Genomic DNA, 15,838 nt, shown 5'->3' on the forward strand with positions numbered 1-15,838 from the left:
TTTGAAAATAGATTCAAAATGCCAACATCTGACGTGTTGGCATTTTTTTTTATATAAACTGACATTTTATTAATTGGCATAATTTCTGTCTATTTGAAGCAAATCATAATAAACATTAATCAAATTTAACTAATATGGCTTTTAACATTAAACCTATTGGCGGAACTCAAAATAGAATTATTATTGAGCCAGCTCCTGCTGAAACAAGAACAGCTGCAGGAATCATTATTCCTGATACAGCAAAAGAAAAACCTCAAAAAGGGATAGTTGTTGCAGTTGGTGATGATATCAAAGATGAAACTCCTACAGTAAATGTAGGCGATACTGTAATATTTGGAAAATTTGCCGGAACAGAGTTAAAATGGGAAGGCAAAGACTATTTAATTATGAAAGAAAATGAAATTTTCGGAATACTACAATAACTTAAACTTATGGCAAAAGAGATAAAATTTGATATTGAAGCACGTGACGGTTTAAAACGTGGTGTTGATGCATTAGCTAATGCAGTAAAAGTAACTTTAGGACCTAAGGGTCGTAACGTAATTATTGGAAAATCTTTCGGCGGACCAACAGTTACAAAAGATGGTGTTTCTGTAGCTAAAGAAATTGAGCTTCAAGATACATTGGAAAATATGGGCGCACAAATGGTAAAAGAAGTCGCTTCAAAAACCAACGACTTGGCTGGTGACGGAACTACGACTGCAACTGTTTTAGCCCAAGCTATCGTAAAAGAAGGCTTGAAAAACGTTGCCGCTGGAGCGAATCCGATGGACCTGAAAAGAGGTATTGACAAAGCAGTTGTAGCAATTGTAGCTGATTTAGCTAAACAGGCTACAGAAGTAGGTGCAAATACTGAGAAAATAAAACAAATTGCCTCAATTTCAGCAAATAATGATGAAACAATTGGAGATTTAATTGCTAAAGCATTTGACAAAGTTGGCACATCAGGAGTTATAACTGTTGAAGAAGCCAAAGGAACAGAAACAACTGTAGATGTAGTTCGTGGAATGCAATTTGACAGAGGCTACCTTTCCCCTTATTTCGTTACCAATTCTGAGAAAATGGAAGCGGAATTAGAAAATCCTTATATCTTATTATACGATAAAAAAGTTTCTTCATTGAAAGAACTGCTTCCAATTTTGGAACCAGTAGCGCAATCAGGAAAACCATTATTGATTATTGCTGAAGACGTTGATGGAGAAGCTTTATCCACTTTGGTAGTAAACAAATTAAGAGGTGCTTTGAAAATTGCTGCCGTGAAAGCTCCAGGTTTTGGAGACAGAAGAAAAGCAATGCTAGAAGATATTGCAATCTTGACAGGAGGAACTGTAATCGCTGAAGAGCAAGGATACACTTTAGAAAATGCAACGCTTGAAATGCTTGGAACTGCAAAAAAAGTAAACATCAATAAAGACAATACAACTATTGTAAGCGGTGAAAGCGACACAGAATTATTAAAAAACAGAGTAAATCAGATAAAAAGTCAGATGGAAACTACAACTTCTGACTATGACAGAGAAAAATTGCAAGAGCGTTTGGCTAAATTAGCTGGCGGTGTTGCTGTTCTTTATGTTGGAGCCGCTTCAGAAGTAGAGATGAAAGAGAAAAAAGACAGAGTTGACGATGCTTTGCATGCGACTCGTGCTGCTGTTGAAGAAGGAATCGTTGCCGGTGGTGGCGTTGCTCTTTTGAGAGCTAAAAACGTATTGAAAGACATTAAAGCAGACAATGCAGACGAAGCTACTGGAATCCAAATCGTTTCTCGTGCAGTAGAATCTCCATTAAGAACAATTGTAGAAAATGCAGGTCTTGAAGGTTCTGTTGTGGTGGCTAAAGTTGCCGAAGGTTCTGGAGATTTTGGCTATAATGCTAAAACAGATGAATATGTTGACATGCTAAAAGCCGGAATCATCGACCCTAAAAAAGTAACTCGTGTTGCTTTAGAAAATGCAGCTTCTGTGGCGGGAATGATCTTGACTACAGAATGTGCTTTGGTAGAAATCAAAGAAGAAAATGCAGGTGGAAGCCCTATGGGCGGCGGTATGCCAGGAATGATGTAAGATTCATTTTCATAAAATTTTATTTTAGAGGACGTTCAATTGAACGTCCTTTTTTATTTTTATATAATTAACAAAATGTACGATTTTATACATATATTGCAATAAATTATATTACTTATTATGCAGCACACATTACTTCGCCTCTATATAGTATTGTTTTTTTCATTAGCCATATCTATTTCTTATTCACAGGAAACTAGTCCTCAAAAAGATTCTATTTCAAAAAAAATTGAAGATTATTTCTTTCTAGAGCGAGAAAATATTCACCTCCACTTTAGCAAAACTACTTTTTTTACAGGAGAAAAAATCTGGCTTAAAGGCTATGTGTATCATCGAAAAAAAAGCGCTCCTTTTTTTACTACAACAAATGTAAATGCCTCTCTTTATAATGAAAAGGGAGACAAAATCGAAGACAAGCTTTTTTATTCCAAAAACGGAAGTTTCATTGGGAATTTCGAACTGGATGACGAGCTGCCGTCTGGAAAATATTATGTGCATGTCTTCACAAACTGGATGAAAAATTTCAAAGAAGATGAATCCTCAATCTATAAGATCAATATCATTAATAAAAATGATTCTTCCTATAGTAGAGACATAGCCGATTATTCTCAGGTAAATATCACCTTTTATCCCGAAGGCAGTAGCATAATAGAAGGTATAAAAAACAATATCGGCATCAAAGTTAGAGACTGTAATGGCAATATTTTATCAATCTCTGAAGGTGAATTAGTAAGCCCAACTGGCCAAATTCTACAAAAAATAAGTCTTAATAAATTTGGCTTAGGAAAATTTGAACTGGTACCTGATCTAAAAACATACAAAGTGCGATTCGTTATAGACGACAAAAAAGTTGAAGGAATCATTCCTGCAGCAAGTACTAAAGGAATCTCCTTAGATGCCAATAGTTATGCTCTTAAAGACAAGACCATCATAAAAATCAGGACTAATGCAGCCAGCATTGAAAACTATATCGGAAAACCCGTACTCATGGTCGTGCATCAAGATGACAAATCGGCTATTTTTGATGTGGACTTCAAGAATAAAAATCTAGAGCAGACTATTGCATTTACGAACGACATCCTTTTTCCTGGCGTCAATACAATCAGAATAATTGATTCAGAAAACAATCAGATTGCAGAAAGACTGGTGTTCAAATATCCGAAAGAAAATCTTAAGTTAGATTTTGAGAGCATCAAAAAGGAAAAAGATACCGCAGTAATCAAAAGCAGATTTAATTTTATAAATACAAACATCAGCATTTCTGTACTTCCTCAAGAATCGCTTGCCATTGATGAAGAAAATGATATCTATGGCGACTTTTTGTTAAACCCTTATTTTAATGAGAAGTCTGCTTATTCTAAATATTATTTTAACGAAATCACGCCAAAAAAAGCTTACGAACTAGACATATTGCTTCTAACGCAAGAATCAAGCAAATACAAATGGCAGGATATCAAAAATTCGGCACCGAAAACAGAATTTGATTTTGATTTTGGATTGACTCTCAAGGGAACGGTAAATCAAACTTTAAGTAATCCTAAAAATTTCAAGGTCAATATGCTTGCGTTGCAATACGGAATTAATGAGTCTACTACTATCAACGAGAAAAACGAATTTTATTTCAATAATCTAGTCTTAGAGGAGTCAGCATTCATAAACTTCAATTTGATAGATGAAAAAAACAGGTCAACGGCCTTTAAAGTTTATCCTCAGTTAGTAAATGGAAGAAGAGCTTTTAACAAAACACTGCAAATCAAAAACAAATTTTGCCCAGTAAAATCAGAATCAGTTGCAATAGAAATGCCAGAATTTGCTATCGGCTCGATTACGTTAGATGATGTGGAAATAAACAAAACCGTCAAAAAGAAGTTAAAACGAGGCTCCTCGCTTGCAAATAGCCACTTGATCGGATTCCAATTCACAGAAAAAAACAATCAGATGGATCTCTTGCAATTTATCCAGATACATGGTTTTGAGCTTGTGAACGATGTTATGGCTAGCACTATTCAAATTCTGTCTAGAACAAGAAACTCCTTTCGTGCGCAAAAACTTTCAGCATTAATATATGTTGATGACGTACAATTATTATCAAATGATATGCTATTAGGACTAAGAATGTCAGAAATCGATGAAATATATCTTAATCCGCATGCTATTGTTCCTTCAATGAAAGGCAATATGGGTGTGATAAAAATATACAGAAAAAACATCATGGATAGCACTGAGCCTTCAAAAAGCAAAGCGGTACCTTATATTGTCAAGCAAGGATTCTCTAAAAATGAAGCTTTTAAAAACATTTCATATACATCCACAGAAAGTGCGGGATTCCGCAATTTCGGATTAATGGATTGGATTCCGAATACCATTACCAATGAAACGAATAATTTTACATTCAAATTTCCGACATACGGACAAAAGAAGGCAAGGCTTCTTATTGAAGGGTTTTCGGCCGATGGAAAATTAATTTCAGAAATCAGGACAATTGATTTAGAATAAAAAAGAAAATCCGGAGCTTGCGTTCCGGATTTTCAGCTATAAAACCAACCAACTAGGTTAAATAGAAACTTGATATTGAGCAATAAATGCTCCTTTATGATCGATCAGATTGCCTGAAGTAGTGTATATCGGTCGGTTTTGGTAGGACACAGTAAACTTTGAAGTCTGACCATTCAACAGCCAGTTCACTCCAATATCATAAAAACTCATATCCTTATTTAGCCTTTCATAATGAGCATGCTGGATAGCAACATACGGCATCAAAGTCGTAGTCCCGATTAAATTATCTTTGAGTTTATAGCCCAATTGAGCATATAGGACATTTCCAGTTCCATAAGCTGGGAAGCCGTTGCCGCTTCCATTCAAAATACTAGAATCATTGCTTCCGTTCGCTGGATTCATAGGAGCTGCATTTCGGATATAATTTGGACCAAAATCATAGTGCGTGAAATTTCCGTAGAAACTAATCGCCTCGCCTCTTGAACCTATTGGAGCATCATAAAAAACATCAGCCGCCAAGTGAAGCATATCGGTGTGGATAGTATCATTTGCAATATTCTTATGCCACATCGCATCTTGTTGGTACACAATTCCAGCTCCAATATTCAGCACCTTCTTTTTGCCTAGATAACTTCCAGTAGCATAAGGCGTCAGATTAGATTCTTGATCCTTAAACTGGTATTGGAAATAACCATTGTATTGCATCTGTGGCGGTTTTGGAGAAAAATTTGACCTTTCGCTTATTGCCGCAACATAACTAGAACTTTTCTGTATGGCTAATGGCTGTGCAAACGCAACACGATAGTCCAATTTCCCTAACTTACCTTTGGCATAAAACGAAAGCTTTCTTACGAATTGATCTGTCACGTCGTTTGTCGATTCCAAAAACAACGGTATATCAATCCCCATAATGGAACCTACAGAAGAAGCTGAAAACCGCGACAACCCTGTCCAAGAAGACAATCCAGCTCCTAAAGACAATCTGCCTTTATCGATTTCATATTCTCCTAGCGCATCGTGGATAAAAAATCCTTGCTTTCTGTCAGAAACATTATTGAAGTTATTCTGTCCGATTTGTCCATAAATAAAAACACGATCCGCTACTTGCCCATACATCTGGATTCTGAATCTTCGGATGCCGATATCCGTTCCGCTTGATTTTGGAGAATCAAAAATTGTAGTTCCGGGATTGTACTCTTGATTTCTGATCCACACTTGAGAAAGAAGCGCAAATTTTAAATAATTAGAACCGTCTTCATTCAAATATAATTTTTTGTCATGCCAAAACTCATGTTTTGTTTTTTCTGGTGCTGGCTGTTGTTCTTGTGCTTTGGCTTCAAGCGATAAAAAGAGAGCGGATAGCCCGCAAAAGGCTACTGCATATTTTAATGCTTTCATTCTAATTATTTATTAAACAGATTGTAATTCATTGTTATGTATTTCTAACAGAAAAAATGCCCTAAAATTTAGGGCATTCTAACCTTTAGTTCCTATCATACGCGCAGCAGGTATGAAGCTTTTTGTAATCTTCATCTGTTGCTTTTACTTTTTCAGTATCATGCCCAACTTTTGCAATGGCTTTTTGGACTTCTAAATCGGATGTTTTCTCTTCATTTAAAATCAAATGCAATTGTTTATCATCTGGGCTCCAAGTAGCCGATTTGACACCTGAAACCGAAAAAGCAGCTTTCTCGATTCGTTTTTTACACATCTCACAATTGCCTTGTACTTCGACTGTGTGTTTAGCATTTTTGCTCTTTTTTTCTTGTGCCTGGGATGTAAATCCTAATAAGGAAATAAAAAGCACTATCAGTATTTTTTTCATATTTCTCTATTTTAATATTATTGAAATCGTTTTTTGTGATTATTTTATTTTAAATCGTAATCCTGCATAATACATCTGTCCGAAAACCGGTGCATAAATTATAGAAGTATCAAAATTGGGTCCAAACGGATTATCGCTTCCCAAAATTGCTTTGTCTTGTCTATAATTTCCGATGTTCTCGCCTCCGACATATACTTCAAATGTAGAAGAAAAAGTTCTCGTGATTTGCGCGTTCATTAAAGAAAATGCTGGCGAATAATCAGGAAGCCTATCGGCCGCCGGATTAGAAGCTGTGTTAGGCAATTGCTGTTTTCCAAGCCAGTTGTAGGTAAAATCAAATTTCCATTGTTTTCCTTTTTCTCCAATGTGAGTCGCATACTCTAAATTAGCAAAAAAACGATGCTTTGCCTGAAGCGGCCTTTGTTCGCTGCCGCTTAGATAATCAGTTTCGATTTCATAGAACTTATACGCTGTCCTAAGATTGAAATGTGTCGCCAATTCATAGTTGAAATCAATCTGTAGACTGTTTGCATACGATTTGCCGTCGAGATTATAAAACAAAGCCTGTTGTGGGCTAGTATACAAATCGACAACTGCTTGATTTTGGAAGTCGGTTCTGTAAAAATCAAGAGTTACATCGGCAGGCCTGTTGAAAAGCGTAAAACCTTGCATAAAGCTCAGCCCGTAATTCCAAGCGATTTCTGCATCCAAACCATAGATTTTACCATTTGTATTGAGAATATCGAAAACTCTAGAACTGGCAAAAAGCTGCTGGTTTTCGGCAAAAATATTAGCCGAACGTTTTCCTCTTCCGACAGAAGCTCTCAAAACAGCTTTTTCCCAAGGATTATATCTAGCGTGAAGTCTTGGTGTGATAAAAGTACCTAATCGATTATGATTGTCTACTCTTGCTCCTGCTACCAGACTGAAATTTGTGGTATTGTCATACGTGTATTCAAAAAAGGCTCCGACAGAATTATCAATCCTGTTGAAATCTCTCGAAATATTCGGAACGCCAACAAACTCATCGTATTTGTCGTAAGTAAAATTCAAACCAGCTGCAAATTTATTCAGCGTATTGTTGATAATCGAATTAAAAATCAGGTTGGAATAAAAGCTTTTTTGGTTGATATCATACTGATTCAATCCAAAATATGATTCTTGATCGTGACCGTTAAAAGCTGCCTGAAGGCCGATACTTTGGTATGGCATATCTGGAAAAACATAACCGAGCTTTGCCGAAACATCATAACGTTCGGTCTTAATTTCTGAACCCCAATAATTGGTAGTCAGTTTGTCACGGTCTTTATCGAAATCCATCTCGCCAGTCTGTTTGGCATCGTTCATATACCTAAAATTCAAAAAGCTGACCCAGCCTTTTTCCATATCGGTATATTGCCAGCGATTCAAGACGTTAATTTGTTTCGCCAGCGGATTGTCCAAGAAACCATCATCGTTCATGTCGTTTTTTGCGACTCTGGCATTTCCATGCAAAAACAAGCTCGTGCTCCATTTGTCGGAAACTTTTTTATTGAAATGGGTATTTAGCTCAAAACGACTGTCGGTCGAACCATAAGCATTTAAAAAGAACGGAATATCGTTAACAGGCTTGATGAGCTCAGTATTGATCTGCCCTGAAATGCTTTCGAAACCGTTCACGACAGAACCTGCCCCTTTTGTAATCTGGATGCTTTCGACCCAAGTTCCAGGCGTGAAAGAAAGTCCATACGCTTGAGAAGCGCCTCTAACTGAAGGGATATTTTCTTCGGTAATCATCAAATAAGGACTGGTCAAGCCCAGCATCTTGATCTGTTTTGTTCCTGTTAGAGCATCAGAAAAATTCACATCGATAGAAGGATTTGTCTCGAAGCTTTCTGCCAAATTACAGCAAGCTGCCTTTAGCAATTCCTTACTGGACATGGTCGTGACATTTGCCGTCTTCATATAGGATTTTTGAAGACTTTTTCGTTCTTTGTTAATCGTAACTACCTCCAAATCATTGTTCTGAGAAAGAGCATGATTGATGAAATTCGAAGAATTTACCGAAATCGTATCTGTCGTAAATCCGACATAGCTGATGACTAATTTTGTAAATTCAGGCTTATACGAAATGGAAAAGTTTCCATTTTCGTCTGAGGTTGTGCCTATTTGGGTGTCGAGCCATTGTATATTGGCTCCTATAATGGGCTGTTCTGTAGCAGCTTCGGTTATTTTTCCTTTTAACTCTTGTGAGAAAGAAACTGTGGAAGCCATGAAACACAACAGCAGAATGAATTGCTTTTGCATAAAAAAGATTTAATAGTGTAAATGAAAATTTGCCATGCAAATGGCTCGGTCATTACCTATCAAATCACGCGTAGAAAATATATTGGGAATACAGCTTGAATAGTGGCGGCGCATTGGCATCGCAGTAGTATTCAATAGTGTCTTGTTTTGTAGATTGTAACGGATTTTCAAACACTACAGGTTTCCAGTCTTGAACAATAAAAGGAAGCGCAACATGGAAAGAAAATGTTTTTACGACAACTTCTTCTGATTTTTTCTTAAGGTCTACTTTTTTATCAGAACAGCATTTTTTGCCTTCTTCCGCTTTTGCAGCACAGCATTTTTTCTGCGCACTTGCTTTTTTAGGAATCGCACAGGCTTCTGAAATTTTATAGTTTGTTGAAATCGAAGACACTTCGCCTCCGCAGAAATGCACGTTGAAAGCCAATCCCATGTTGGAAACCAACAGGAAAAATGCTAAAATCAAACTGGTGCTCTTTCTTAAATTCATTGATTATGAAATTATCTGATGCAAAACTATTAAAATTGCGGACACAAAACTATTTAAGAATTGTTATTTTTTTTCGAAATCTTATCTTGATAATAAAACGCCGGCACGAAGAGTAATAAGAAAAGTGGCTGGATTAAAAATCTTCTCACATAAAAAAGCATCAGATTGTTGTCCTCATCAGAAAAATTAAGAATTGAAAAAAAGACAAGTATCAAAATTAGGAAAAAGATAAGATATAAGATTCCTGCAAATTTTGTCAGTGTAAAATCTTTAAACAGTACTTGAATAATGGCAAGCGAAATCAGGCTATTTAATGCATACCTTAAAAAAAGGCTGAAAAACAACTTTAGGGAATCGTACTCTGGAAAAGCCAATTTCATGTAATCGCTTTTGAAATATTCCAAAAATGGATCATAAAACAACTCTTCAAAGCTTCTAACCAAAGCCAGCAAAAAAACCAACAAGATCGAAAATCCGATTTCTTTTTTATAATTAAGAAGCTCTTGCATGCAATGAAAATTTTTGGACCCACAAAACCCACAAGCCAAATACGACTCCATAAATGAAGAGCGGAAAAATGACACCGTGTAAAACATGTTCATATTTCGGATAATGATACAAAGCAATTGCCAGAAGCGCGATTCTAAGAATATTTAATACGTGAATAATTAAAATTCCTGCCAAGACAAATAAGACAGTATGTTTCCATTTTCCTTTAAAAGCAATAACAAAAGCCACAAAAAGAATCATGACGCTCATCGCATTACAACCTTCTACGACCCTTGCAATAAATTTTTCATTCAAGAAAAGCTTAACAGAAGGTTGCGATGGATGTGGCAGCGTATAAGCATCTTGCCCGAAAAGCAAAAGAGCATCATTGGTCTGAGTTGCTACAAACTTTGTAAAACCGTCTGTTTCAAAACGTGCGGCATCAAAACTATTTAAGTACAATTGGTAAAAAAAAGTCAGCACTCCATAAGTCACGAAGAACTTCAGCAGGAAAATAAAAAAAGGCCGATATTGGACGAAGTAGCTTTTCAAAAAAATATTTTTAACAAAACTATACAATTTTAGCTTTACGCAATTAAATACCTTTGTATATAAATAATTAAATTATGACTTTCGAAGAATTAAAACCTAAGGTTCAAGATATAATTCACCATAAAGACATTTTGAGAGATGACAAACTGATGCAAATTTGCCACCTCTTGAAAGATAATATTGACTACTACGACTGGGTTGGGTTTTATTTTAGGAATGGAGAAAAAGAAGAACTGATTTTAGGACCTTATGCTGGAGAACCGACAGACCATACTGTCATTCCGTTCGGAAAAGGAATCTGCGGACAGGTTGCTGTTTCTAATCAAAATTTCGTCGTTCCAGACGTAAAAGCCCAAGACAACTACATAGCCTGCAGCTTTACTGTAAAATCTGAAATCGTGATTCCGCTTTTCGTTGAAGGAAAAAACATCGGACAAATAGATATCGATTCTAATGTCCTAGATCCGTTTACAGAAATGGACGAACGATTTTTGGAATTTGTAAATGCAGAAATAGCTAAATTATTTTAGTTATCTAAAAATCCCTGAAAGCAAAGGCTTGAAAGATTCTATTGACTAAGCCATTAGTCTAGAATTGTATAGAAGATTTTATTTTTTTTAATCTTTCAATCTGAAAATTATTTTTTCTAAAAATAAATATTACCTTTGCACACGAATAAGAAAAACTTATTCATACATAATAATCATTTAAATAATATTAGCATGTACTTAACTAATGAAGTTAAAGCAGAAATCTTCGCTAAACACGGAGGAAAAGCTGAAAATACAGGTTCAGCAGAAGGTCAAATCGCGTTGTTCACATTCAGAATCAGCCACTTGACAGAGCATTTGAAAAAAAATCGTCACGATTACAATACAGAGCGTTCGCTTGTCCTACTAGTAGGTAAAAGAAGAAGCTTGCTTGATTATCTTAAAAAGAAAGATATCAACAGATATCGTGAGATTATCAAAGAATTGAATATTAGAAAATAATTTCAATAGAAAAGAGGTGCTCACGCGCCTCTTTTTGTTTTTACACATATTGCAAGAAAAGTTTGGTTTTTCATTGGGTTTTAGACAACTACACACAACAACAACTACAACACAACTAAAACCCATTGTTTAATCAATTAGAGAATTAATTTATGATTCCACAATTATTTGTAGAAAGCATCGATTTAGGTGATGGAAGAAGCATCACAATCGAGACAGGGCGTTTGGCAAAACAAGCTGACGGTTCTGTAGTAGTAAGAATTGGAAAAACTGTTATTTTAGGTACAGTTGTTTCCGCAAGAAAAGCAAGTCCAGGTATCGATTTTTTACCATTAACGGTAGATTATCGTGAAAAATTTGCTGCAGCAGGTCGTTTTCCTGGCGGTTTCTTCAAAAGAGAAGCTCGTCCAAGTGATAGCGAAGTATTAACAATGAGATTAGTTGACCGTGTTTTACGTCCACTTTTCCCAAGCGATTACCATGCAGAGGTTCAAGTTATGATTCAATTAATGTCTCATGACGAAGACGTTATGCCTGATGCATTAGCAGGTTTGGCCGCTTCGGCTGCGCTTGCTTTGTCTGACATTCCTTTTGAAACTTTAATTTCTGAAGCAAGAGTTGGAAGAATTGATGGAAAATTCATCATCAACCCATCACGCGCACAATTAGAATTGTCTGATATTGACATGATGATTGGAGCTTCAAGAGATTCTATCGCAATGGTAGAAGGTGAAATGAAAGAAATTTCAGAAAAAGAAATGGTGGAAGCCATTAAATTTGCTCACGAACATATCAAAGTACAAATCGATGCTCAAGAAAGATTAGCAGCGGCTTTTGGAAAAAAAGAAATTCGTGAATACGAAAAAGAAAAATCTGACGACGCTATTTACGCAAAAGTAAAAGAAGCGGCTTATGATAAAATTTACGCAATTGCAAGCAAAGGTTCGGCAAAACACGAACGTTCTGATGCATTTGATGCCGTAAAAGAAGAAGTAAAAGCATTATTTACAGAAGAAGAATTGTTAGAAAATGGAGATTTAGTTTCTAAATATTTCTACAAAACTAACAAAGAAGCTGTCCGTAATGTGACTTTAGATTTAGGAACTCGTCTTGACGGAAGAAAAACTACAGAAATCAGACCTATCTGGAGCGAAGTAGATTATCTGCCATCAGTTCACGGTTCTGCATTGTTTACGCGTGGAGAAACTCAAGCTTTGGCAACTGCAACTTTAGGAACTTCTAGAGAAGCAAACCAAATTGATTCGCCATCAGAACAAGGAGAAGAAAAATTCTACTTGCACTATAACTTCCCTCCATTTTCAACAGGAGAAGCTCGTCCTTTAAGAGGAACTTCAAGAAGAGAAGTGGGTCACGGAAACTTGGCGCAAAGAGCCTTGAAAAATATGATTCCTGCTGATTGTCCTTATACAATCCGTGTGGTTTCTGAAGTTTTAGAATCTAACGGATCTTCTTCAATGGCTACCGTTTGTGCTGGAACATTATCTTTGATGGATGCCGGTATTCAAATGATTCGTCCAGTTTCTGGAATTGCGATGGGATTGATTACTGATGGAGATCGTTTTGCTGTTTTATCTGATATCTTAGGTGACGAAGATCACTTGGGAGATATGGATTTCAAGGTAACTGGAACTTCTGAAGGAATTACAGCTTGTCAAATGGACATCAAAATTGACGGATTGAAATATGAAATCATGGAGCAAGCTTTGGCTCAAGCTCGTGAAGGACGTCTGCATATCTTAGGAAAATTGATGGAAACTTTAGATCGCCCAAGAGCGGATGTTAAAGTTCACGCTCCTAAAATCATCATGCGTACAATCCCTGGTGCTTTCATTGGTGCATTGATCGGACCTGGCGGAAAAGTAATCCAAGAATTACAAAAAGCTACTGGAACGACAATCGTTATCAATGAAGTGGACGAACAAGGTGTTGTTGAAATCCTTGGAACAGATCCTGATGGAATCGCAGCTGTATTGGCAAAAATCGATTCTATCATCTTCAAACCACAAATGGGAGAAGCTTACGAAGTAAAAGTTATTAAAATGCTTGACTTTGGTGCTGTTGTAGAATATACTGCTGCTCCAGGAAACGAAGTATTGCTTCACGTATCAGAGTTGGCTTGGGAAAGAACTGAAAATGTTTCTGATGTTGTAAAAATGGGCGATGTTTTCCAAGTGAAATACTTGGGCGTTGATCCAAAAACAAGAAAAGAAAAAGTTTCAAGAAAAGCATTGCTTCCTAGACCTCCAAGAGAAGAATCAAAACCTCCAAGAGAGGAGAAAAAATAATTAATTTTTATATAAAGGTTAATTCAACTGAAGCCCCGTTTCATTAATTTGAAATGGGGCTTTTAAGTTTTTATGATTTTTTACGCAACCTTTTCATCTTTCTAAGTCTTTTTTATAGAAAACCTTAAAAGATTAATTATGAAAAAGCTTGCGATTTATTTTGTTTTGGGAATAAGCATCAGCTTAATTTCTTGTTCCAATGATGAGAGCAACGATTCTCCAGAAAACGGAAACTTAATGACTCTTAAAAAAGCGGTAATCATTTCTTCGAATACGGCTGGGCATTATAGCAAAAGAATAGTATATTATTCAGACAATAAGGCATTTGCCGACACTACTTTTGATGCTCAGAATCAATGGTACACAAGACGTGTCATTTCTACAGAAGGAAATATAAAAAAGTACACAAGCTACACTACTGACGGCTCTAGCGATGTAAGTCAAATCGAAGGCTATGACACTCAAGGCAAATTAATTTCCCGCCACACATCACCTGCTAACAATGCAATCAGTTTTACATATGTCTATAATCCGGATAACACGATTACTTCCGTCATGCATAATGACATCAATAACCAGACCTCCAATTACAGGAAGTATTACAAAAACAGCAATGGAATAATTTATAAAGAATTAGATATCCTTACCAATAAAGAAAGGATTATTACATTTCAAGGTGACAAGCCGATTTCAATCTCTGACGGCACTACATCAATTACATTCAATTACTTCCCAAATCCGAAACCGAGCAATCTCTTAAGGACCCCTACCGAACTAAACAATAGTATCTTGATTGCGAACGATCTTCAAAAATTAGGGCGCGAAGGTAATTTTTATCCGCAGGAAATTAATAATTCTGAGAACACCTACGAGACCATTTTTAACGGATTCAATTATAAGATGTCTGAAAAACATACTTACGTCAATCAGAATTCTCCGAATGTCACATCCACATACGAAACCACTTATTTCTATAATTAAACAATCTATGATTATGTAAATTATTATTTTCTTCAAAAAAATTAGCTATGAAAAAAAACAAACTTATTTTATTCGGCCTTTTCTTTATTCTTCTTGGAATAAATGGCTGTGGCAATGATTGGGATGACAATGAATCGGTTAACGTGGTAAGAAACGTAATCACTAAAGATTCCGAACTGTTCAAGCTTATTGAAGGCGTAACTTCCGAAGGAAACAATCCTACAGAGCATGTAGTCTGCCTTGATTTTATCTACCCAATAAACGTTTTGGTTTATGACTCAGATTTGCACCAAATCGGCATCCATAACCTGATCGGCGACAACCAATTCAGCGCATTTTTAGGGCAATTGCCTAGCGATCATTCTATCAGTATTAGCTATCCCATCAGCACGACTTTGGCAGATGGTACGATCTTTAGGATAAACAACAATCAGGAACTGAAACTGGCAATCGATAGCTGTTCCAAAGAAGACATCATAAGCTATTGTAGCGGTTTATTCGGCGATAATTCTCCATGCGTTTGGAAAATCCAATACACCGATGGAGAAGACAATAAATATACGAGCGGCTTTTTCGAAGCAAATGGCGATGGTTCTCTAACTTTTCGATTTGACGGAACAAGTTATGTTGGGACATGGGTGTTTTTATTTGTCGATGACAAACTTCACATGAATATTCATCTCGGAGGAACTTCACAAATGGCGCAAGACTTGAGTATTGACAGAGAAGTAGAAGTCACCGAAACCGAAATGCGAATACTGAACGGCCAAAAAGATATTATTTTAAGAAAATCTTGCCAAACCTTAACAGAATACCATGTTGGCGAAACAGGTCCAGCAGGAGGAATTGTTTTTTACGATAAAGGAAGCTATAGCGAAGGCTGGCGGTATATCGAAACTTCCTTAATTGATTTAGGTCCATTTGAATGGGGATGCTCTGGTTCGCAAACCCAAAGCATCAGCAAGCCTGAAATTGGAAGCGGGCTGTTTAATTCTGCTGTAATAGCCAATTATCATGATGATTTGACGAACTATTATGCAGTGCCTGCAATTTGCAATGCTTTGAACAATGGTACCGTTGCCGCCAAGAAAGCCTTACAATACAACTTAAACAGCTATAAAGACTGGTTTTTACCTTCTGAAAATGAATTGCAATTAATATATCAAAACCTACATATGCAAAACTTGGGCAATTATACAAATTCATTATATTGGAGTTCTACAGAAATAGATGGTACTACAGCAAAAGCAATTGACTTTAGCAATGGCACTTCAGTTTCTGTAGCAAAAATCCCGTCATTTGTTATAAATACTAGAGCTGTCAGATATTTTTAAAGTCAACTAATTTAAAGTACGTACTAT

General features: G+C 36.3%; 14 protein-coding genes. 8 read left to right on the forward strand and 6 right to left on the reverse strand.

All coding sequences use genetic code 11. The annotated features are described in order from the left end of the window. Positions 1-134 precede the first annotated feature (134 nt). The 3 genes from CLV94_RS04095 to CLV94_RS04105 all read left to right on the forward strand — a co-directional run bounded on the left by CLV94_RS04095 (position 135) and on the right by CLV94_RS04105 (position 4,556). Complete coding sequence (locus CLV94_RS04095; RefSeq protein WP_121375165.1) at positions 135-422, forward strand: co-chaperone GroES; 288 nt, start codon at positions 135-137, stop codon at positions 420-422. A 9-nt stretch (positions 423-431) separates the two neighbouring features. Further along, entirely contained in the window at positions 432-2,060 is a 1,629-nt protein-coding gene (gene groL, locus CLV94_RS04100) for a chaperonin GroEL (RefSeq protein WP_121375166.1), read from the forward strand. 120 nt (positions 2,061-2,180) lie between these two features. Beyond that, positions 2,181-4,556 (forward strand): P-loop NTPase family protein, encoded by a 2,376-nt coding sequence (locus tag CLV94_RS04105; protein ID WP_121375167.1) that lies wholly within the window; start codon positions 2,181-2,183, stop codon positions 4,554-4,556. A 57-nt stretch (positions 4,557-4,613) separates the two neighbouring features. On the opposite strand, the gene CLV94_RS04110 is transcribed toward CLV94_RS04105, so the two are convergent. The 6 genes from CLV94_RS04110 to xrtF form a co-directional block, all read right to left on the reverse strand. After that, positions 4,614-5,954, reverse strand: a complete 1,341-nt coding sequence (locus CLV94_RS04110; protein WP_121375168.1) for a hypothetical protein — start codon at positions 5,952-5,954, stop codon at positions 4,614-4,616. An 85-nt stretch (positions 5,955-6,039) separates the two neighbouring features. Further along, a complete protein-coding gene (locus tag CLV94_RS04115; protein WP_121375169.1) occupies positions 6,040-6,381 on the reverse strand; it encodes a heavy-metal-associated domain-containing protein in 342 nt (113 codons plus the stop codon). A 39-nt stretch (positions 6,382-6,420) separates the two neighbouring features. Then, positions 6,421-8,667: a TonB-dependent receptor gene (locus tag CLV94_RS04120; RefSeq protein WP_121375170.1), complete on the reverse strand. Its 2,247-nt coding sequence runs from the start codon at positions 8,665-8,667 to the stop codon at positions 6,421-6,423. Positions 8,668-8,731: 64 nt separating this feature from the next. Next, on the reverse strand, positions 8,732-9,157 hold the full coding sequence (locus CLV94_RS04125; RefSeq protein WP_121375171.1) for an HYC_CC_PP family protein: 426 nt from the start codon (positions 9,155-9,157) through the stop codon (positions 8,732-8,734). 53 nt (positions 9,158-9,210) lie between these two features. Next, positions 9,211-9,666: an exosortase F system-associated membrane protein gene (locus CLV94_RS04130; RefSeq protein ID WP_121375172.1), complete on the reverse strand. Its 456-nt coding sequence runs from the start codon at positions 9,664-9,666 to the stop codon at positions 9,211-9,213. Continuing rightward, a complete protein-coding gene (gene xrtF, locus CLV94_RS04135; RefSeq protein WP_121376224.1) occupies positions 9,650-10,198 on the reverse strand; it encodes an exosortase family protein XrtF in 549 nt (182 codons plus the stop codon). Before xrtF ends, CLV94_RS04130 begins: the two co-directional genes overlap by 17 nt. Before the next feature lie 74 nt (positions 10,199-10,272). Here xrtF and CLV94_RS04140 point away from each other — a divergent pair, with 74 nt between their 5' ends. The 5 genes from CLV94_RS04140 (at position 10,273) to CLV94_RS04160 (ending at position 15,811) form a co-directional block, all read left to right on the forward strand. After that, complete coding sequence (locus CLV94_RS04140; protein WP_121375173.1) at positions 10,273-10,728, forward strand: GAF domain-containing protein; 456 nt, start codon at positions 10,273-10,275, stop codon at positions 10,726-10,728. 192 nt (positions 10,729-10,920) lie between these two features. After that, entirely contained in the window at positions 10,921-11,190 is a 270-nt protein-coding gene (gene rpsO, locus CLV94_RS04145) for a 30S ribosomal protein S15 (protein ID WP_121375174.1), read from the forward strand. 152 nt (positions 11,191-11,342) lie between these two features. After that, positions 11,343-13,496: a polyribonucleotide nucleotidyltransferase gene (locus CLV94_RS04150; protein ID WP_121375175.1), complete on the forward strand. Its 2,154-nt coding sequence runs from the start codon at positions 11,343-11,345 to the stop codon at positions 13,494-13,496. Positions 13,497-13,634: 138 nt separating this feature from the next. Next, positions 13,635-14,477, forward strand: a complete 843-nt coding sequence (locus CLV94_RS04155; protein ID WP_121375176.1) for a hypothetical protein — start codon at positions 13,635-13,637, stop codon at positions 14,475-14,477. Between the two features lie 47 nt (positions 14,478-14,524). Then, complete coding sequence (locus CLV94_RS04160) at positions 14,525-15,811, forward strand: DUF1566 domain-containing protein (RefSeq protein WP_121375177.1); 1,287 nt, start codon at positions 14,525-14,527, stop codon at positions 15,809-15,811. The last annotated feature ends 27 nt before the right edge of the window (positions 15,812-15,838 follow it).

This window comes from Flavobacterium endophyticum, assembly GCF_003634455.1.
Taxonomy (GTDB): Bacteria; Bacteroidota; Bacteroidia; order Flavobacteriales; family Flavobacteriaceae; genus Flavobacterium; species Flavobacterium endophyticum.